At 37.2% G+C, this 19,838-nt stretch carries 18 protein-coding genes; 11 read left to right on the forward strand and 7 right to left on the reverse strand.

The window, feature by feature from the left end; genetic code table 11:
• Positions 1-124 precede the first annotated feature (124 nt).
• Positions 125-925: a hypothetical protein gene (locus tag BUB25_RS14820; protein WP_072945702.1), complete on the forward strand. Its 801-nt coding sequence runs from the start codon at positions 125-127 to the stop codon at positions 923-925.
• Between the two features lie 228 nt (positions 926-1,153).
• On the opposite strand, the gene BUB25_RS16675 is transcribed toward BUB25_RS14820, so the two are convergent.
• The 4 genes from BUB25_RS16675 to BUB25_RS14835 are packed head-to-tail and all read right to left on the reverse strand — an operon-like array spanning position 1,154 to position 2,775.
• The gene (locus BUB25_RS16675; protein WP_170066909.1) at positions 1,154-1,330 is read right to left on the reverse strand and encodes a hypothetical protein; all 177 of its coding nucleotides are present in this window, start codon (positions 1,328-1,330) and stop codon (positions 1,154-1,156) included.
• Entirely contained in the window at positions 1,331-1,612 is a 282-nt protein-coding gene (locus tag BUB25_RS14825) for a hypothetical protein (protein ID WP_072945704.1), read from the reverse strand. It lies immediately after the preceding gene.
• 4 nt (positions 1,613-1,616) lie between these two features.
• The gene (locus tag BUB25_RS14830; protein WP_072945706.1) at positions 1,617-2,018 is read right to left on the reverse strand and encodes a DUF5675 family protein; all 402 of its coding nucleotides are present in this window, start codon (positions 2,016-2,018) and stop codon (positions 1,617-1,619) included.
• A 1-nt stretch (position 2,019) separates the two neighbouring features.
• Entirely contained in the window at positions 2,020-2,775 is a 756-nt protein-coding gene (locus BUB25_RS14835; protein WP_072945708.1) for a hypothetical protein, read from the reverse strand.
• Positions 2,776-3,100: 325 nt separating this feature from the next.
• Here BUB25_RS14835 and BUB25_RS14840 point away from each other — a divergent pair, with 325 nt between their 5' ends.
• Positions 3,101-3,304 carry a hypothetical protein gene (locus tag BUB25_RS14840; RefSeq protein ID WP_072945710.1) on the forward strand — a complete coding sequence of 68 codons (204 nt, stop codon included), beginning with the start codon at positions 3,101-3,103 and terminating at the stop codon, positions 3,302-3,304.
• An 856-nt stretch (positions 3,305-4,160) separates the two neighbouring features.
• Entirely contained in the window at positions 4,161-4,931 is a 771-nt protein-coding gene (locus BUB25_RS14845; protein WP_244533839.1) for a porin family protein, read from the forward strand.
• Here the strand turns inward: BUB25_RS14845 and BUB25_RS14850 are convergent.
• Positions 4,926-5,531, reverse strand: a complete 606-nt coding sequence (locus tag BUB25_RS14850; protein WP_072945711.1) for a hypothetical protein — start codon at positions 5,529-5,531, stop codon at positions 4,926-4,928. The two genes, BUB25_RS14845 and BUB25_RS14850, sit on opposite strands and share 6 nt — an antisense overlap.
• Positions 5,532-5,753: 222 nt before the next feature.
• Here BUB25_RS14850 and BUB25_RS14855 point away from each other — a divergent pair, with 222 nt between their 5' ends.
• The 7 genes from BUB25_RS14855 (at position 5,754) to BUB25_RS14885 (ending at position 15,616) form a co-directional block, all read left to right on the forward strand.
• The gene (locus BUB25_RS14855; protein WP_072945713.1) at positions 5,754-8,198 is read left to right on the forward strand and encodes a bifunctional UDP-N-acetylmuramoyl-tripeptide:D-alanyl-D-alanine ligase/alanine racemase; all 2,445 of its coding nucleotides are present in this window, start codon (positions 5,754-5,756) and stop codon (positions 8,196-8,198) included.
• Positions 8,199-8,285: 87 nt separating this feature from the next.
• A complete protein-coding gene (mscL, locus tag BUB25_RS14860; protein WP_072945715.1) occupies positions 8,286-8,702 on the forward strand; it encodes a large conductance mechanosensitive channel protein MscL in 417 nt (138 codons plus the stop codon).
• Between the two features lie 166 nt (positions 8,703-8,868).
• Positions 8,869-9,858, forward strand: coding sequence for an aspartate-semialdehyde dehydrogenase (locus BUB25_RS14865; protein ID WP_072945717.1), 990 nt, complete (start codon positions 8,869-8,871; stop codon positions 9,856-9,858).
• 99 nt (positions 9,859-9,957) lie between these two features.
• The gene (locus BUB25_RS14870; protein WP_072945719.1) at positions 9,958-10,308 is read left to right on the forward strand and encodes a hypothetical protein; all 351 of its coding nucleotides are present in this window, start codon (positions 9,958-9,960) and stop codon (positions 10,306-10,308) included.
• A 221-nt stretch (positions 10,309-10,529) separates the two neighbouring features.
• The gene (locus tag BUB25_RS14875; RefSeq protein ID WP_072945842.1) at positions 10,530-12,737 is read left to right on the forward strand and encodes a TonB-dependent receptor; all 2,208 of its coding nucleotides are present in this window, start codon (positions 10,530-10,532) and stop codon (positions 12,735-12,737) included.
• Positions 12,738-12,840: 103 nt separating this feature from the next.
• A complete protein-coding gene (locus tag BUB25_RS14880; protein ID WP_072945720.1) occupies positions 12,841-14,952 on the forward strand; it encodes a prolyl oligopeptidase family serine peptidase in 2,112 nt (703 codons plus the stop codon).
• A gap of 349 nt (positions 14,953-15,301) precedes the next feature.
• Positions 15,302-15,616 carry an HPF/RaiA family ribosome-associated protein gene (locus BUB25_RS14885; RefSeq protein ID WP_072945722.1) on the forward strand — a complete coding sequence of 105 codons (315 nt, stop codon included), beginning with the start codon at positions 15,302-15,304 and terminating at the stop codon, positions 15,614-15,616.
• 139 nt (positions 15,617-15,755) lie between these two features.
• Here BUB25_RS14885 and BUB25_RS14890 read toward each other — a convergent pair whose 3' ends face one another.
• Entirely contained in the window at positions 15,756-17,357 is a 1,602-nt protein-coding gene (locus tag BUB25_RS14890; protein WP_072945724.1) for a L,D-transpeptidase family protein, read from the reverse strand.
• Between the two features lie 54 nt (positions 17,358-17,411).
• Entirely contained in the window at positions 17,412-19,058 is a 1,647-nt protein-coding gene (locus tag BUB25_RS14895; RefSeq protein ID WP_072945725.1) for a L,D-transpeptidase family protein, read from the reverse strand.
• A gap of 181 nt (positions 19,059-19,239) precedes the next feature.
• On the opposite strand from BUB25_RS14895, the gene BUB25_RS14900 reads away from it, so the two are divergent.
• Complete coding sequence (locus tag BUB25_RS14900) at positions 19,240-19,746, forward strand: nuclear transport factor 2 family protein (protein WP_072945727.1); 507 nt, start codon at positions 19,240-19,242, stop codon at positions 19,744-19,746.
• The last annotated feature ends 92 nt before the right edge of the window (positions 19,747-19,838 follow it).

Here is a 19,838-nt window from a genome sequence, read left to right on the forward strand (position 1 = left end):
TTGCATTCTTAAAAATAAGAAAAATCCTGTTTTTATACAACTATTTGGCTATATTTGTTTGTAATAAAGCGGAGGTTTTTTCACAGACTGACGTTAGCACTCATTATAAAAAACGTAACAACATATGACTACCAAATTCGACACAGACAAAATTGTAGCTTATCTTGAAAGACATAAATCAGACTTGCCGACCTTATATAACTGGAATGCCAAAATTGAAAGACTTGTTGAACTTGGTGTACTGTCGGACAAACAGGTAAATGAAATAAACTCTTTAAGCAATTACGAAAAGGAACTTCAACTGAAAAAAGTCGTTGGACAAAAACTAAACATAACACTTAAAACGAACAAGGATTTATTTGACAAACTTTGTTTATGGGTTATTAAAGATTGGGGTGGAATTTTAACCGCTAACGACAATGATACGATAAAACTAATCGAAGAATTTTTAAAACAAGATAAACCAGCCTTTAACCGAATTGCGAGTTCTTCAAAGGTTGGAGCGTATTTGTTCCCCGAAAAAAATATAATCTATGATTCTCGTGTTGCGTATTCACTTAACTGGATTATTCTTTCAGAAAACGCAGGACAACAATACTTTCCCATTCCAGAAGGTAGAAATTCAAAAATGTCGGCTTTTGACCTAAATGTCTTAATCAGGTTAAAAAATATCTCAAATTACCAACCTAAACACATTGAGCATTTAGACCACAAACTTTACATAAATAACGCGGACAAAAAACTATTCATCAATAAAAAGGATGCATATTTTGAATTGAACAATCTCATTAAAATTATTAATAAAAAGTTATGGAGTGGCGACAATGAAAAAGAACAAAATTTATATTACACAGAAATGCTTTTATTCTCAATCGCTGACAGAGAAATATTCATGGATATAACATCCAAATTCGGCATAAACTGAAATAACGAGTGCTAACAGCTTGCAACAGCAATTGCCTAATTTGTAGTAACCGGAACATTTATCTTTACGAAAATATTTTATCTTCACCGAAAGAACTCGTTTCGCTTAGACTGGCAACTGCCGCTGTAAGCGGAACGTCAAAAACTAAAAAAGCCTGATCCAACGGACCAGGCTATCATATAAATCCGGAAAAGTCCCGATTGCTATCGGGAACCAATCAAATCCAGATTATTTATTTTTAGATTTTGTCAACCATTTTAAAAGGACTGATACTGCAAAACTCACAACGGCTCCCACTACCGCTAAGATAATCGTTTTTACAATATCTTCAGAAAAGATGTTGGGTATCACACTCAACAACGTCCCTGATACCGTGCCGGTTCGCAGGGAGATATTAGTCTCCATTTACCCTGATTTTATTTCAGGGTCTCTGCCTGAATTTCCGGTTTCTTCTTCTCCTTTTATTGTCCTACTGAGCGGAGTCGAAGTATCAACAGTGATCTGACTTACTGCCGAGATCACCCCTCCGGCAACGGCCAAATAACCGGCAACAGTAACAACAGTAGCCGGCAAAACAATGGGAGCCGCTATCACACTTCCGCTTATGGCCAACAAGGTTAAACCAACGGTTCTCAAAATCTTAAAAAACTTTGGGGTAGGCGCTTTCGCGCGTTCAACTACATTCATAATGCTATTTTTTAGATTTGATACTTATTTTTACTTCTTCATTGCGCTCTAAAACCGGATAAACCAAAGTTTTAAGCTTTCCAAACGCCTTTCGGGAAAAATACCCTTTACCAATTCCGCTATGCTGACTAACGGGAGCAATGCAACCCAATAATTCCTTCTTCGCGTCATTGGCGGGATGGATTAATATCAAAACTCTTCCCGGAACACTTCTCAAATGCAAATGCCATTGGAATTTTGAGCTAAATCGCTTCACTAAAACATATTCTCCTTCAGGAATGCAGGAAATCCGCCTTTGATTTTGAAGCCAAGGCAATTCGATGGTATAGCAAACTATTGTGCCGTTCCATTCCAAGACCCCCTGCGTTCCCTCGGGAAAATAAGTTCTGTTCAACACCAAAACCATCTTACAATCCGCTTACCTGCACCAGGGCCAACGGGTTGTAAGCACCGTTTTTCAACGGATACATTTTGCCGTTCACTTCTTGAAAATACTCAACCCCAAGAGCCAAAAACAACGGACTAACGCTGTTTGGACTAACCAAATTAGTTTGGTTAATAGCAGCCGTTGGAGTCATATCCCATGGTAAAATCGCAGTTTCGGAACTTGCAACAACAAAAGTCTCCGCTTCAAAATTGATTTCAGCCCCAGCCGAAATAATTTTAAAATGCGTGGTTCCGCTCGGAGCCGCAATCATATTCCCTGGAAGGAATGATGCCAAATCAACAGTAATTTCTCCGCTGGCCCTGTCAATCGTTCCCTCAAAAGGAGCGAATAAACTGGTGCCCAATTTCCCTCTGGCATTAAACTCAAATCCGGCAAGCAATTCCGCTTCCCCATCAATGACATTGCGCAACCCTCTTTCGTTTACCATATCCGCCTGGATGACTTTGACCATCGCCTGCGTCAATCTGCCCACCATTCTGCTGTCCGCCGAATTCAAAAGCAAAGTACGCAATGCCGTTCGCAACGTTTTACCGGCTTTTCCGGCTCGGCCAAACTCAGCGCAATTCTCACGCGTTCTCTGAAACGCAGGATCGCTCGCAATTCTGCTCGCATCGATGCCGCCTTTCTCACGAGCCAAATGCCCTTCTTGGGTCTTATAAAAAGTAATATCCCCGATAGTACCTTTCAACTTAATTATGCCTTTCTGCCTTGCCATAATCTCTAATTTTTAAGTTCAAAATAATCTAACTGTTCTTTCAATCATCATCCTGTTGCAACATTCCCCGATTGATTATCAGACAAAGTTGAGGTATCGACGAGGAATTTGAAAGAGGTCACCGTACAGGATGGCACCCAATGGTACAAATGGCACATAACAGCATAAATGTCATCCCTGGAAGCGGCTGACAAGTCCTAAATTTGTATTTGTTAAAATGATGAGTTTTTTCGCTAAATTTATTCTGAATCAACTGTACAGTTGTTTCAGGATGAAGCATAATGGATTAGCTTAGTCAAAGCCCACTCAAAGCTATGGATAGAGTATGAAAACAGAAACTAAGAGAGTATGTATTTACCCCAAAGACATACAGCGAATCACAGGAAAAAGTTATCGCCAAAGCATCAGGCTGATGCAGAAAGTGAAACAAGATTTAAACAAACTGGAAAACGAATTCCTGACCATAGAAGAATTCTGCTCCTGCACAGGATTAAAATATGAACAAGTAGAACATCTGATAATCGGATAATTAAAGAGTAATTTAACACAACTTTCTGATTATTTGGGGACGAAAAACATTGTAAAAAAGCACGATTTGCACTAACTTTGTGGGTGTAAACACAAGACATAAATTGACTTAATTTTAAAGGTGCACAAAGAGGTGCACTCATTTTGATAAAGCTTCAAATCCCTTTAAAACATAGGGTTTTCACGAGAGGTACAAATCCCTTCCTCTCTGCAAGATTAATTACCCGCTATATTCAGTAGCGGGTTTTTTTATACTTAATTTTTTAGCTATGTTTTCAAGTGAATTTGTTGGTCTTTTTTAGTGGTTACTTCTAATGTAAAAAACTTTTTATCCAAATAATATTTTGTAGTAATAAATTTACTTATATTGCAAATAAATGTAGCTTATCGATTATATTTGTATTTTTGTGTGGAAATGGACTAATTTTGATTGGCTTTCATATCGGCTTGTTAGTGTGAAATGATATTAAAGTTTGTAAAATAAATAAACAATTTAGAGTTTAAAAATTCTAAGATATGAGAATAGAAAGTAAGAAAAAACAAGTTTTTTTATATGTAGGTGCTTTTTTTGTAACTACGGCGAGCCTGTCTCTAGGGGCTTTAATAATCATGTTTTTGATTATTTCATCTTGAATGGGAATCTAAATGATTTTAGGACTGATAAAACAGATGAGTTTGTACTGTTTTAATGGTCAAATTGAACCAGCTTTAAATTTCTAGACGATAGAAAACAAACGAAGGCTGGAAGAAAATCCATACTAAAAATAGTTTTAGTATGGATTTTTCTTTTTATTCTAGAAATGAGGCTGTTTTTTGATTTTATAGGTTTAATGATACGGTCAAAATCCTATATTTGTATGGTAAAAGAGGTACAGATGAATAAGGTGAAGACTAAAATAGATCAATCATTGGGCAAGAGCAGCAGTTTACGATTATTCTTTAGTTGGGTTCTTTTAGTGTCTGTTTCTGCTGTTTTTTCACAGCAAACACAGCAAAGCCAAGAAACCAAAGACGTGAAAATTGATTCTCTTTATCGAGAAGATCAGTTTTATTTTGGATTTACATATAATTCTTTGTTGCAAAAACCTGCCGGTTTGAAACAAGATAAATTCTCAGCAGGAATTTCTGCCGGTTTTCTTAGGGACATGCCTATAAATAAAGACAGGACCATTGCCATCGCTTCTGGTCTGGGTTTTTCATATAATAATTACATTCAAAATCTGGCTGTTTCCAAAATAGACCAAACCTTTTCCTATGCTATTATAGATCCGGGAACCGCCTATTCTAAAAATAAATTTAGCCAACTCTTAGTTGATGTGCCAATCGAATTGAGGTGGAGAACTTCAACTTATGAGAGTTATAAGTTTTGGAGAATTTATGGCGGGCTTAAATTTAGTTATTTGCTGATGGATCGCTCTGTTTTTACTGATGATCAAGGTAAAGTGGTGGTTTCAGGGAACAAGGATTTCAATAAAATTTTATACGGAGCCTATGCTTCCGCGGGTTATAATACCATCAACGTATACATCTACTATGGTTTAACGCCTATTTTTAAAACGGCAGCAATAGATGGAGATAAAATAGCGATGAAATTACTCCAGATAGGAGTTATTTTTTATATCCTATAGCCATAAATACAATAGCAGCATTTGCGGAATACTACCTAATAATAGTCCAATAATCAATTCCTTTATGGTATGTGCCTTCATTTCTATTCGGGAGGAAGCCACGAGTCCATTCATTAGGATTAAAAAAGCAATGGTGTAGATGTGTTGTGTGTGATAGTGCAAGCTCAATCCAAAGACAAACAATGTTAACCCACTTATTCCCATCATGTGAAGGCTTGCTTTTGTTTTGACAAATAAAAGCAGTAAAGCAATCATAGTGCTTAATAATGCTCCTAGGAAAAAAAAGTGCAATTCAGGATAGCGATCTATAGTGATGCTTTTTCGAACCAATAAAATAATCAAAAAACATTGAATTACTAATGGAATTTTTCGTTCAGATAAGTCGGGGGCCATCGTTGAACTTATTTTTCCGGTATAACGCAAAAGAAAAAAGAATAAAATTGGTATTATAAAACTAATGATAAAAACCTGAATTAGAACTACATATTTTTCACGGCTTACAAAATAAGAATCATTTGCAAAAAGGTAAAACAAAGTCGCATAAATAGGAATGAATATAGGGTGGAAAATATAGGAAAAAGGGGGAAGTAATTTTTTCAAAACGGCAGCTATTGGTTAACTTAACAAATATAAGGAATTAAGTAAAAAGCCTCATGATAATGCTGTTTTTATCAGTAATTTTATTGTTCGAAAATTATGGCTTAGTTTGACAGCGTTTTGAAAAGAAGTGGTATTTTTGAATGCATTTGAGTAGAAAACGCGCTTTTTTATTTCGAAATTCTTTTAAATTAATATAATTACGTGATTCACGTCTTCCATTAGATGAGCCTACTGATAAAAAATATTTTCCCTATTCTTGGAGCCCAATATGTTGGAAATGATCCAGAAGCGATAATAGATACTGTTTCTATTGATAGCCGCTCGTTGCAAAACGGCGCACATACTTTGTTTTTCGCCTTGGCAGGGCCTAATAATGACGCCCATTTTTTTGTTAAAGATTTAATTGCTAATGGCGTTTGCAATTTTGTTGTTAGCCATATTCCGGAAGGATGTGCTGATCAGGCCAATTTTTTGGTCGTAGAGGATACCTTGCATGCTTTGCAACAATTTGCAGCCTATTATCGCAGCTTATTTAATTTTCCCGTTATTGGTTTGACCGGAAGTAACGGTAAAACAATTGTAAAAGAATGGCTTAATTTCTTATTGAGTCCTGATTTTAATGTTATTCGAAGTCCAAAGAGTTATAATTCACAGGTTGGTGTTCCATTGTCGGTTATTGCCATCAATGAGAAGCACAATCTGGGTCTATTTGAAGCCGGAATTTCAACGATTGCCGAAATGGAAAAATTAGAGAAAATCATTCGGCCGTCAATAGGAATCCTGACTAATATTGGTTCTTCACATGATGAAGGTTTTGTGAATTTAGAAGAAAAGATAAAAGAAAAACTGCTTCTTTTTAAACATACTCCGGTACTTATTTATCAAAAAAACGATTTGGTCGATAAATATGTAGCGCCTGGTACAAAAGCATTTACATGGAGTTTCGTCGATGAAACGGTTGATGTTTTTGTCTTTAAAAAAGAGGTAGCGAATCAAGGCAGCAAACTTTACTATAAATACAAAGGGAATTCGCAGGAGTTCACCATACCGTTTCAGGATCAGGCTTCTTTAGAAAATGCGATTAGTTGTTTAATGGCGATGCTCTATTTTGAGTACGATACTGCTACAATCCAGTCCAGAATGGCCTTGCTGTTTCCTGTTGAAATGCGATTGAAAGTAAAAAACGGCATCAATAATTGTACCTTGATAGATGACAGTTACAGTTCCGATTTTCAGTCTTTAAAAATAGCGTTGGATTTTCTGGAAAGTCAAAAGCAATACCAAAAGAAAACGGTTATTTTATCGGATATTTTTCAAAGCGGTTTGTCTAATGAGGAATTGTATTCTAAAGTGTCAAAATTAATTGTTTCTAATAATATCAATAGAGTCATAGGTATCGGAAAAACTATTTCGGCATTCAAAGAGCAGTTTACAAACTGCATTACTTTTGAAGATACGGCTCAATTTATTTCTAGTTTCGAAAGCTTGGATTTTGCCAATGAAACTATTTTGATAAAAGGCGCCCGATCTTTCCAATTTGAAGAAATTGTTTATTTGCTGGAAGAGAAAACACATGAAACCGTGCTGGAAATAAATCTGAACGCCATCAGTTATAACTTGAATTTTTTTAAGTCTAAACTCAAACCCAACGTAAAATTGATGGTCATGGTCAAAGCTTTTGGCTATGGCAGCGGCGGACTTGAGATCGCTAAACTGCTCGAGCATCATAAAATTGATTATTTGGGCGTGGCATTTGCCGATGAAGGAATTTCGCTAAAAAATGGCGGAATTCAATTGCCCATTATGGTGCTTAATCCTGAAAACACCAGTTTTTCGGCCATTATACAGCATCAATTGGAGCCAGAGATTTATAGTTTGAAAGGTTTGCATGCCTTTTTGAAAATCGCAAAACAAAAAAACTTGAAGCATTTTCCAATTCACATTAAGCTTGATACGGGAATGCATCGTTTGGGATTTGAGGAAAATGTCATTGACGAATTAATTGCTGCACTGAAAGGGGAAGAGGCGGTTGAGGTGCGAAGCATTCTGTCGCACATGGCAACAAGTGATGATTTGAAGCATTATGATTTTGCAGTTTCACAGATTGAATTGTTCGATAAAGTGTCTTCAAAGATCATGAAGGAATTAGCGATAACTCCTATCCGTCATATTTTAAATACATCAGGAATCAGTAATTTTCCTGATTTTCAATTTGATATGGTGCGCTTGGGTATAGGGCTCTATGGCGTTTCTAATGATGCTGCCGAACAGAAGTATTTAGAAAATGTTGGGACTTTGAAATCAGTGATTTCTCAAATAAGAACGGTTCCTGTGGGCCAAAGCGTGGGTTACGGCCGTAGATTTGTTGCCCAAAGACCCACGACAGTGGCGACTATTCCTATAGGTTATGCCGATGGAGTTTCAAGAGCTTGGGGTAATGGCGTTGGATTTGTTACCATAAAAGACAAAAAAGCAAGTATTCTAGGAAGCATCTGCATGGATATGATGATGGTAGATGTCACTGAAATTGACTGTACAGAGGGTGATGCCGTGGTAGTTTTTGGCGAAAGCCCTACTGTTTCTGAAATTGCTCACAAGTTGCATACGATTCCTTATGAGATTCTTACCAGTATCTCTCAAAGAGTAAAAAGAGTTTTTTACCGATAATATCCTATTAATTGTATGCAGCATAGTGTAGAATGTTAAAAATTTATTAATTTAGACTTAGTGAAAGTTTAATTTAAAATAAAATTTATGGGATTTTTTAGCGATTTTAAGGCATCTTTAATGAAAGGTGATGTATTAAGTTTAGCGACTGCCGTTGTAATTGGTGGTGCATTCGGAAAAATTGTGGGTTCAGCTGTAGATGATGTTATCATGCCAATTGTAGGTTTGATAACGGGCGGAATTGATTTTACACAGAAATTCATCACGCTGGATGGGAACAGCTATGCTGATTTAGCCGCTGCAAAAACAGCTGGTGCTGCCGTAATTACTTATGGTAATTTAGTTCAGGCTACCATCAATTTCGTAATTATTTCATTCTTTATTTTTGTTGTTTTGAGAGCTGCTGAAAAAGCAAGAAAGAAAGAGGTGGTTGCACCTGCAGCTCCTGCTGGACCAACTCAAGAAGAGTTGCTTACTCAAATCAGGGACCTGTTGAAAAAATAAGACCATTTCATTATAGGTTTAACTAGGCCATCCGTATTGCGGATGGTTTTTTTTACTTTTGTTGTATTTATAACATTTTGTTATTTTTTGTTAACACGCTTGTTTTCGTTTCGATATTACTTACTTTTGCAATTCAAAAAATAAGAATTCAATAATATAATATACTATGAGAATAGCAGTTGTAGGCGCTACTGGAATGGTTGGCGAAGTAATGTTAAAAGTATTGGCGGAAAGAAATTTTCCTGTAACAGAATTAATTCCCGTTGCATCTGAAAGATCAGTAGGAAAAGAAATTGAATACAAAGGAAAGAAATACACGGTTGTAGGTTTGCAAACTGCTGTAGACATGAAAGCCGATATTGCTTTGTTTTCTGCCGGTGGAGAAACTTCATTAGAATGGGCTCCAAAATTTGCCGCAGCCGGAACAACTGTTATTGACAATTCGTCGGCATGGAGAATGGATCCAACTAAGAAATTGATTGTTCCTGAAATCAATGCCAGCGAATTGACAAAAGAAGATAAAATTATTGCCAATCCAAACTGTTCTACAATACAGATGGTTTTGGTTTTGGCTCCTTTACATAAAAAATACAACATCAAGCGTGTTATTGTTTCTACCTATCAATCCATAACGGGAACGGGTGTGAAAGCGGTACAACAATTGGAAAATGAATACGCAGGTGTTCAAGGCGAAATGGCCTATAAATATCCAATTCATAGAAACGCAATTCCTCAATGCGATTCTTTTGAAGACAATGGATATACCAAAGAGGAAATGAAATTAGTTCGTGAGACTAAAAAAATCCTAAGCGATAACACTATCGCAGTTACTGCTACTGCCGTGCGTGTGCCTATCGTAGGCGGACACAGTGAAGCGGTAAACGTGGAGTTTTCGAACGACTTTGAAGTAGCTGAAATTCAAAATATATTGCATCATACTGATGGGGTTGTTGTACAGGACAATAACGATACCTTTACTTATCCAATGCCAATGTATGCGCAAGGAAAAGATGATGTTTTTGTGGGAAGAATTCGTCGTGACGAAAGCCAACCAAATACATTAAATATGTGGATTGTTGCTGATAACCTAAGAAAAGGCGCTGCCACAAACACGATTCAAATTGCTGAATATCTTATTGCCGCAAAACTGGTGTAAGTTTTTCAGAATGTAATTTTTTGAACCATCTGTTAAGCAATTCATATATTTTGCTTAACAGATGGTTTTTTCTTTGGTGTTTTCCTATTTTTGTGGCGAATGAAAAAGAAACAGCTCATAATAAGTCTTTCATTGTCGATGATCGTATTGTTTTCAATACTGTATCAGTCATTGCATATGTATGAGCATTTTGTGAAGCAGTTTTCTGAAAAAGTATGTCATCACAAATATAGTGGCAAGCAAGCCGAAATAACGCATCAGCATCATAAAATTGAGCATTGTAATGTGTGTCATTTTACTTTTGGAGCCTATGTGACTCCGGAAGTCTTTGTTTATAAACTCAATCCAAATTACAAACAGGTTCCCCATTTCTTCAAAAACGAAAAAGAAATTGCTTTCTTTTCAGGGAGTTTGTATTCGCATCGCGGGCCACCTTTTTTCTACATTTAATAGTTTCCGAATTTTTTCGGGTAGCTCATCATCAAACAGACTCGTTTGATATGACAGTTTTAAAAGATGTTTTTCTTATAATTTATTCTGAGTTTTAATTGTAAATAGCATATAAAGTCGCAACTATATCGATAGTCGTGCCTTTGTGTTTTGTTTATTTTATGACTTTAGAAAAATTATTCAAGAGCATGTATTTCTATATAACAATACAATTACTTGTAATGAAAAAAATTATAATTACCCTAATAATAGGGTTTTCGGCGATGCTTCAGGCTCAAAATAAAGTTTCAGGAACGGTTAGAGACGGTGCTAATAAGCCCATAACAGGGGTTTCGGTTTATGCCCCTGAACTGCATAAAGGCACAACAACGGATGCCAACGGAAAATATATCTTGGACAATCTTCCCAATGGGAATTTAAATGTAACTTTTGTCTTTGTTGGTTTTTCCAATCAGAATAAGACGATAACAAATCTTCAAAAAGTGAATACATTAGACGTTGTTCTTGAAGAGACTTTGTTTCAAATGGACGAGGTAATTGTCTCGACGGCTTTCAACAAAATACAATCGCAAAACGTAATGAAGGTCGAACACGAAAAGATGATCGATTTGCAACGAAAAGGAACGGCGACCTTAAGCGAAGGATTGGCTACTATTCCAGGAGTTTCTCAGGTTTCAACAGGAACATCTATCGGAAAACCGGTTATCAGAGGTTTGAGTGGCAATCGTGTATTGGTTTATTCACAAGGAGTCCGAATGGAGAATCAACAGTTTGGGGATGAACACGGCTTGGGTTTAAATGATTCGGGAATTGAAAGTGTTGAGGTGATCAAAGGCCCCGCTTCTTTGCTGTATGGTTCAGATGCTTTGGGTGGTGTTTTGTATTTCAATCCGGAGAAATTTGCCACTGCCAATACTTTTAAAGCAGATTTTAGTCAAAAATTATTTTCAAATACGCTGGGAAGCAATTCGTCTTTGGGGATAAAAACGTCCAGCGAAAACTGGAAATTCCTCGCTCGCGGAAGTTATAGCACGCATTCTGATTATAGAATTGCGGGAGGCGATCGTGTGACCAACACGCGATACAATGAAACTGATTTTAAAACCGGAATTGGGTACAACAATGCTAAATTCTCGACGGTTTTAAGATACAATTACAATAAGCTGGATATAGGGATTCCCGAGGAAGGAATTGCTGAGCAGACTTCGAGCAAGAATACCGAGTTTCCAAGACAAGGCGTATTCAACCATTTGTTGAGTTTGAATTCTATTTTTTATCTGAAAAATTCAAAAATAGATGTTGATTTGGGTTATGTGGCCAATGACAGAAGCGAGTTTGAAGACAGCAATGTGGCTGGTTTACAGATGAAGTTAAAAACCTTCAATTATGATGCGAAATACTATTTTCCAAAAATGGGTAAGTTGGAATCCATTGTGGGAATCCAGGGAATGCATCAAACGAATACGAATTCTGGGGAAGAATATTTAATTCCGGATGCAACTACTAATGATTTTGGTGTTTTTGGAACTGCAAATTACGAATGGAAATCCAATGTGATCCAAGCGGGATTGCGTTTTGATAACCGACAAATTACCAGCATTGCCCATGGTGAGCCAGAAGAAGAAGGTTATTTTAAATCTATCGATAAATCATTCGACAGCTTTAATGCTTCGTTGGGCTACAAGACCAATCTTGCTGATGCTTTAACATTGCGTTTGAATCTCGCTTCGGGTTTCAGGGCGCCTAATTTGGCCGAGTTGACTTCCAATGGTGTTCACGAAGGAAGCAATCGCTACGAAGTGGGGAACAGTGATTTGAAAACAGAACAGAACCTGCAAACGGATTTGAATTTAGAATACGGCAACAGCCATTTTGAGTTTTTTGTAAATGGATTTTACAATCATATCAACAATTATATTTACACTTCGCCGGCGGGAACCCAAATTGACGCTAACGATGTTTTTAATTATATTCAAAATAACGCCAAATTATACGGTGGGGAAATAGGATTGCATCTTCACCCGCATCCATTGGATTGGTTGCATTATGAAACCAGTTTTGAAACCGTGACGGGTAAGAAACAGGACGGTGATTATTTGCCTTTGATTCCGGTAAACAATTGGAAAAACACCATTAGAACCGAGTTTAAGATTAAAAATTGGCTCGAAGAAGGTTTCGCTGCTTTAAGTATTAATACTACTTTGAATCAAAATAAGGTGAGTGGTTTTGAAACAAGTTCCAATGGATATACCCTGGTGAACCTAGGTTTTGGAGGAAAAGTAAAACTAGGTAAAACGGCATTCGATCTTAGCCTGAACGGGAATAACTTATTCGATAAATCCTACATTGCTCACCTTTCCAGATTAAAAACGGACGGCATTCCTAACATAGGCCGAAATGTGGTTCTAGGCGTTCATTTCAATTTATAAAATCATATCGATTTCAACCTAATTGACGGTCTCCCTTATTTCAAGGGAGCTTGTCGATGTGGACTATTTTCCTATTTTTGTATTAACCTTTAAAATTATTTTAATGAAAAAACTAATTCTTGTAATGGCAGTGACTTCCACATTAAGTTCGTTTGGACAAAATTCCATTCAATATCCTCAAACCAAAAAAGGAGGAACTGTTGATGAGTATTTTGGAACAAAAGTAAATGATCCCTACCGTTGGTTAGAAGACGATCGATCTGCTGAAACGGCAGCTTGGGTAAAAGCCGAAAATGAAGTGACTTATGACTATTTGGCCAAAATTCCATTTAGAAACCAGTTGAAAGAGAGATTGGAAAAACTATGGAATTATGAGAAAATAGGCGCTCCATCTGTTGAAGGAAAGTACACCTACTATTCTAAAAATAACGGACTACAAAATCAGTCGGTTTTGTACAGAAAAGATGCTGCCGGTAAAGAAGAGGTTTTTCTGGATCCAAATACTTTTTCTAAAGACGGTACCACTTCACTTGGCGGATTGGATTTCTCTAAAGACGGTTCAAAAGTGGCTTATGCCATTTCAGAAGGAGGAAGCGACTGGAGAAAAGTAATCATTATGGATGCTTTGTCTAAAAAAATAATCGAAGATACTTTGATTGACGTAAAATTCAGCGGATTGTCTTGGAAAGGAAACGAAGGTTTCTATTATTCCAGTTATGAGAAGCCAAAAGGAAGCGAATTATCGGCCAAGACAGACCAACATAAATTGTATTTTCATAAACTGGGAACTTCTCAAAAAGAGGATAAAATTATTTTTGGAGCAGACCAAAAAAGAAGGTATGTGGGAGGTTATGTAACAGAAGACGATAATTACCTAGTGATTACAGCGGCTAATTCTACTTATGGGAATGAGTTGTACATCAAAGATTTGAAAAAACCAAACAGCCCAATTGTTACTATTGTCGATAATTTCAACAGCAGCAACTCTATTATTGACAATGAAGCTGGAAAGTTGTTTATCGAGACGGATTGGAATGCGCCTAACAAACGCATCGTTACCGTAGATGTGAATAATCCAAAACCGGAAAACTGGAAAAATTTTATTGCCGAAACAGAGAATGTATTGTCGCCGTCTACCGGTGGAGGCTACATCTTTGCCAATTATATGAAAGATGCCGTTTCGGTGGTGAAGCAATACGATTACAGCGGAAAAATGCTTCGTGAGATCAAATTGCCAGGACTGGGGACAGCCGGAGGTTTTGGAGGAAAGAAAAAAGACAAGACTTTGTATTATTCTTTTACCAATTATATTACTCCGGGAACCATTTACGCTTTCGAACCAAAAGCAGGAAAATCTGCGGTTTACCAAAAACCAAAAGTTGATTTCAATAGCAGTGAATATGTGTCGAATCAGGTGTTTTACACTTCAAAAGATGGGACCAAAGTTCCGATGATGATTACCCACAAAAAAGGATTGATGCTAGACGGTAAAAACCCAACGATTCTTTATGGTTATGGTGGTTTTAATGCAAGTTTGACGCCAAGTTTCAGCATTGCCAATGCGGTTTGGATGGAAAATGGAGGAATATATGCTGTGCCTAATCTTCGTGGGGGTGGTGAATACGGTAAAAAATGGCATGATGCCGGAACCAAAATGCAAAAACAAAACGTGTTTGACGATTTCATCGCTGCAGCCGAGTATTTGATTGCAAAAAACTATACTTCTTCTGATTTTCTTGCCGTTCGTGGTGGGTCTAATGGAGGTTTGCTAGTGGGTGCAACGATGACGCAACGCCCGGAGTTGATGAAAGTGGCTTTGCCGGCGGTAGGTGTAATGGACATGTTGCGTTACCATACTTTTACGGCAGGAGCAGGATGGGCTTATGATTATGGAACGGCGCAGGACAGCAAGGAAATGTTTGAATACATCAAAGGGTATTCACCTGTGCACAATGTAAAAGCGGGAACACAATATCCGGCAACTATGGTAACCACAGGAGATCATGACGATAGAGTGGTGCCAGCGCACAGTTTTAAATTTGCGGCTGAGTTGCAGGAAAAACAAGCGGGAACTAATCCGGTTTTAATTCGTATTGATGTTAAAGCGGGTCACGGAGCAGGAAAATCCGTAGCGGCAACCATTCAGGAAAATGTAGACATTCAAGCTTTTACACTTTATAATATGGGAATCAAAAGCTTGCCAAAAGTAAAATAAGAACCCTTTTATTTTTTATACAAAAAACGCTATTCGAAAGAGTAGTGTTTTTTTATGGAACATATTCTTTTGAAGGTAGAAGGGAATTATTTTTCTTAGTAATCTAGATGGAAAACAAGAAATTAAAAAAAGGATGGCTAAATTGAGCTGTCGATTTGCAATAGAAGTTGATTCCGAATTTGAAAATGAGAACAATTTTATTTAAGATTATTTAGAAGACGGCTAATTCAATTCTAATGCTTTTTAAATCCGTTTTTTCTTTCTTTTTTTTTCATAATGTTTTATTAATTCGCTCGTTTATTTGTATTGTAATCGGTAAATTTGAAAGACAACATTAAATCATAAAAACATGACAGTACAAATCAACACAGACAACAATGTAGAAGGACACGCTCGTTTGAAAGCCTATATTGCGGAGGAATTAGAAACGGCTTTAGCGCGTTTTGATGACAAAGTAACCCGTTTAGAAGTTCATTTTGGAGATGAAAACGGCGATAAGTCCGGAGTCAATGACAAACGCTGCCTTATTGAAGCCCGACCGGTAAATATGCAGCCTGTAGCAGTAACTCATCATGCCGATAGTACGGAGAAAGCCTTTCACGGTGCTCTGGATAAGATCAAGAAAGTGTTGACTACTAGTTTTGAAAAACAAAAAACCTATTAAATAACTGCCCGCGGGCAGATCATTCTAAAACTGACGCCGTCTTTTGAATAAGATAGCGTCAGTTTTTTTATGCTGGTTAAAAATTTAAGCTCTCGACAAAGGAGTGATTACAGAAGAAATAGCTGAAGTTCATCTCTAATCAATCCGTAAAAAGCATTTCGGCGAGGCGCAGGTCATGACCATAGATGTCGTCATAGAAATTGATTGTTCCGTCACGATTTACCCAAGCGGTGAAATAACCAATGTAAACGGGAATTTTTGTCTTTAGGTTGTATGTTTTTTCAATTCCCTTATTCATGGCTTCATCAATCTTTTTCACTGGCCAGTTTGGGTCCCCTTTCAATGCCAAAATAGCCAGATCCCGCGGTCGCTCCACACGGATGCAGCCGTGGCTGAAGGCTCTGCTGTCTTGATTAAAAAGACTTTTGGCGGGGGTGTCATGCATATAAATGATATGAGAATTAGGGAAAACAAATTTTATTTTTCCCAAGGCATTTTGCGGTCCCGGGCGTTGGCGCACGCGGTTATCGATCCATTCCATGTCGTTTTTAGCCAGATAGTTGGGGTTCTTGGCGATGGCGGGTAAAATCTCTTTTTGTAAAATGCTAGGGGGGACATTCCAATAGGGGCTAAATACAATTTGGCTCAATTCGCCAGTGAAAACCGCCGTTTTGTTCAATGCCTTTCCTACAACCACTTTGGAAACTAATTCGGCTTTACCATCGACGAAAAAAGTGAGGGTAAAGGAAGGGATGTTTACGGTGATATATTGTTTTTTTCTAATCAAACTAGGCGATATCCAGCGGCAGCGTTCCATGTTGATCATGATGGTTTTGATGTGTTCGCTTATGGGAATATTCATGTTGGTGATGTGTTTTGGTAACAACAGCGAATCAGCCGCAAAAGCATTTCTTTTTTTATATTTTAAGACTGCTGTCAACAATTCGGAATCAAAGACATTTTTCCCGGAATCGCTGTCTAAGTCACCGCTTGCCAAAAGACGTTTTCTAATTTGAAGAATGACTTCTGCGGTGTCTTTGGGTTTGAGGAATTTTATCTTTTTGGGTAAAATAATAGGATTCCATCCTCCTTTTTTTTCAATATCACGATACTTTTTGAGAGCATCTTTCAATAGATAATATTGTCCAAGAAGATCTTTGTCTGGTTGGTTAATCAGCTTGGGATCCCGAAGCAGGGAATCCAAGTTGTTGACATAGGATTGTTTTTTTCGAGGCAAATACCAATCCAGTTCTGCTGTTTTTGTAGCATCCAAACCTTTGAATACTCTATCGGCATAAAAAAAATACAGCGAAGACATCAGTAATTCGACCTCGATGTTTGATTTCTCCATATTGTCCGGATCCTGAAAAATGGTTCTTATTTTTTCGGCATAGGGAACTCGGACTTTTAAACCTTCCTGATCCAGATTGTTGATTTTGTCGTACAATATGTTGGCAAATTCATTGAGGCCTTTGTAATCAAACCAAAGGTATTGGTAGCTGTGTTTTCGATACAATTTTACCACTTCGGGTTTGAGGTAGTTTAATTTTGGGTATTTCGAAAAAAATGGAGCTATTAAAGTGCTGTCGAAAGGAATGGGTTCGAAGGATGGGATTCTTTGGCAAAACAATTTTGTGTGTACAAGTATCTTTTTTTTAGCGCTGGCTTTTAGGATGTTGGGAGTGCTAAAGAGTACAAAGCAGCAAGCCAGAAAAAGAAAGCAGATTGTAGGGCGTTTCATATTGAAGCTGTTTGAATATCAGTGCTAAAGATACGAAAAAATGAGCGGAATGGCTTAGTTTGACAATCTCTTAACGGGTGTTGTTTTTTCGAAATTTCGGGTATTGTTAAACAGAAATTCGGCCAAGAGATCGTCTTTGGTATAAATATCAAAATAAAAATTAATTTTTCCGTCGTCATTTACCCAAGAGGTAAAATAACCAATGTGAATAGGGATGGGTTTTTTTAACGGATAGACCGTTTCTACTCCGCTGTTCATGGCTTCATTTATTTTTTCTACGGGCCATTGGGGATTGTTTTCCAGAATTTTATAGGCCAGTTCTTTGGCTTTTTGCATATTGATGCAGCCATGACTGAAACGGGGAAACTCATAATTGAAATTCAATTTGTACGGAGTATCATGTAAATAAATGCTGTAGGTGTTGGGAAACACAAATTTGACTACTCCCAAAGCATTTTTTGGTCCCGGTTTTTGTCTAAGACTTTTCTTGTTCCATTCCAGATTGTGTTTGATTAGATAATCAGGGTCTTTTTCCATCGCCGGTTTGATTTCGTTTTCCAATATACTCTGGGGCACATTCCAATAAGGGCTAAACACAACGCTGCTGATGGTGGAACTGAAGATTACCGTTTCCATCATATTGATGCCCACAAACACTCTGGAGGATAAAACATTTCGGCCGTTTTTGATATAGAATAATTGAAAGGACGGAATGTTTATGATAATGAATTCTTCGGATTTTTCCAGCTCGGGAGAAAGCCAACGGCAGCGTTCCATATTGACCTTAATGGTTTGGATGTATTTTTCGATAGGCTGGTTGAGGCGGTTGATGTGTTGGGATCCAATAAGATAGTCCGGTTTGTAGCCGTTTCTTGTTTTGAAATTTAAAATACCAGTTTTCAGTTCGTCATCATAGACATTGTTTTTAGAATCTTGGGTTAAATCACCTAGAACAAAAAGGTGGTGTCTAATTTGGGCAATTGTTTTTGCGCTGTCTCCGGGGCTGTATTTTTTGATTTGGGATTCGGCGTCTATGGGTTTCCAATTGTCATTTTTTTCTATTTGGCGGTATTTTTGCAAGGCAGCGCGCAGTTTGTAATATTGGGAAATGAGTACTTTTTCATTTTTGTCCAGCAATTCCGGTTCGGCCAATAAAGAATCCAATAAATTTTTATAAGAAAGTTCCTTTCTGGGCAGGAACCATCCGGTTTGATGTATTTTATCGGTATCTATGCCATAAAATACTTTTTTGACATAATAGACATAAAGTGTGGAGAGCAATAGTTCTTTATCGTTTTGACTGATTTTGGCGGCAGATTGGTCGTTGAAAATAGCGTCTATTTTTTCTTTGTAAGCCAAATCAAATTTCAAACCTTCGTTTTCAATTTGCTCCGACTTGGAATACAATAGATCGGCAAATTCTATGAGTTGTCCGTCATCATACCAAATGGATTTGTAGTTTCTTTTTTTGTAGAGCGTAGTTACCTCCGATTGGTATTTGTCTAAATAGGGGTATTTCTTGAAAAAATTAGTTAGGCTTGTGTTGTCAATAGAAATGCTGTTTTTTCCGCTAATGGATTGGCGCAGATTTTTGACAAAATAAATTGCCTTAACCGTTAGGTCATTATTTCTGTATTGGTATACAGTGACAACTGAAAAACCAAACAAAAGAGCCACTATGGGTAAAACAAACTTTTTCATAGCACAATTGTTTACTAAAGGTAGCCAAATATTTTCTTTGAAAAAAGTTAATTGTAATGGAGTTAACAGTTGAATTCGTTGATAAAAAGAGTTTTGTCTGGATTTAATTCAAAAAAGATTCGTTTTTTTATCCGTTTTATTTAAAGGAAACTTTTTATACTTTTATCCAAACTCTTTTGCCATGAAAAAAACTATTTTCCTCTTATTTCTTGTTTTGTTTTCTTGTAAATCGACTAAAGATGCTGTGGTGTCCGATAAGGATCAAATTGATGTTGTACTTGATTCTTGGCACAAAGCCGCTGCCGAAGCTAATTATGAGACTTATTTTGGTTTTATGGCTGAAGATGCTGTTTTTATTGGAACTGATGCAACCGAGAATTGGAATAAAACCGCTTTTCAGGCATACGCCAAGCCTCATTTTGACAAGGGAAAGGCATGGAGCTTTACGGCCTTGGAGCGTCATATTTATTTTGATGAGACTGGAAAAACAGCTTGGTTTGATGAGTTGTTGAATACTCAGATGAAAATCTGCAGAGGTTCTGGAGTAGTGGTAAAAACAGGAAAGCATTGGAAAATAAAACACTATGTTTTGTCGATGACTATTCCTAATGATAATAGCGGTGAGGTGATAAAAGCAAAAGCCGCTTTAGAAGACGCCCTAATCGAAAAATTGCAAAAGGAAAAGTAAGGAATTAATTTTTACCGAGAATTTTTTGGACTGAGGAATTGGATCAGGAAGTTTGAATGTGATAGAATAAAAATCGAGGTACAACCAGTACT

Source organism: Flavobacterium granuli, assembly GCF_900129705.1.
GTDB classification, from domain to species: domain Bacteria; phylum Bacteroidota; class Bacteroidia; order Flavobacteriales; family Flavobacteriaceae; genus Flavobacterium; species Flavobacterium granuli.

Coding starts and splice junctions, on each gene's coding strand:
- BUB25_RS14880 (WP_072945720.1), top strand. CDS start 12,841: ATGAAAAAACTAATTCTTGTAATGGCAGTGACTTCCACATTAAGTTCG.
- BUB25_RS14885 (WP_072945722.1), top strand. CDS start 15,302: ATGACAGTACAAATCAACACAGACAACAATGTAGAAGGACACGCTCGT.
- BUB25_RS14835 (WP_072945708.1), bottom strand. CDS start 2,775: ATGGCAAGGCAGAAAGGCATAATTAAGTTGAAAGGTACTATCGGGGAT.
- BUB25_RS14825 (WP_072945704.1), bottom strand. CDS start 1,612: ATGAATGTAGTTGAACGCGCGAAAGCGCCTACCCCAAAGTTTTTTAAG.
- BUB25_RS14865 (WP_072945717.1), top strand. CDS start 8,869: ATGAGAATAGCAGTTGTAGGCGCTACTGGAATGGTTGGCGAAGTAATG.
- BUB25_RS14845 (WP_244533839.1), top strand. CDS start 4,161: ATGGTAAAAGAGGTACAGATGAATAAGGTGAAGACTAAAATAGATCAA.
- BUB25_RS16675 (WP_170066909.1), bottom strand. CDS start 1,330: ATGGAGACTAATATCTCCCTGCGAACCGGCACGGTATCAGGGACGTTG.
- BUB25_RS14840 (WP_072945710.1), top strand. CDS start 3,101: ATGAAAACAGAAACTAAGAGAGTATGTATTTACCCCAAAGACATACAG.
- BUB25_RS14900 (WP_072945727.1), top strand. CDS start 19,240: ATGAAAAAAACTATTTTCCTCTTATTTCTTGTTTTGTTTTCTTGTAAA.
- BUB25_RS14820 (WP_072945702.1), top strand. CDS start 125: ATGACTACCAAATTCGACACAGACAAAATTGTAGCTTATCTTGAAAGA.
- mscL (WP_072945715.1), top strand. CDS start 8,286: ATGGGATTTTTTAGCGATTTTAAGGCATCTTTAATGAAAGGTGATGTA.
- BUB25_RS14870 (WP_072945719.1), top strand. CDS start 9,958: ATGAAAAAGAAACAGCTCATAATAAGTCTTTCATTGTCGATGATCGTA.
- BUB25_RS14890 (WP_072945724.1), bottom strand. CDS start 17,357: ATGAAACGCCCTACAATCTGCTTTCTTTTTCTGGCTTGCTGCTTTGTA.
- BUB25_RS14895 (WP_072945725.1), bottom strand. CDS start 19,058: ATGAAAAAGTTTGTTTTACCCATAGTGGCTCTTTTGTTTGGTTTTTCA.
- BUB25_RS14830 (WP_072945706.1), bottom strand. CDS start 2,018: ATGGTTTTGGTGTTGAACAGAACTTATTTTCCCGAGGGAACGCAGGGG.
- BUB25_RS14875 (WP_072945842.1), top strand. CDS start 10,530: ATGAAAAAAATTATAATTACCCTAATAATAGGGTTTTCGGCGATGCTT.
- BUB25_RS14855 (WP_072945713.1), top strand. CDS start 5,754: ATGAGCCTACTGATAAAAAATATTTTCCCTATTCTTGGAGCCCAATAT.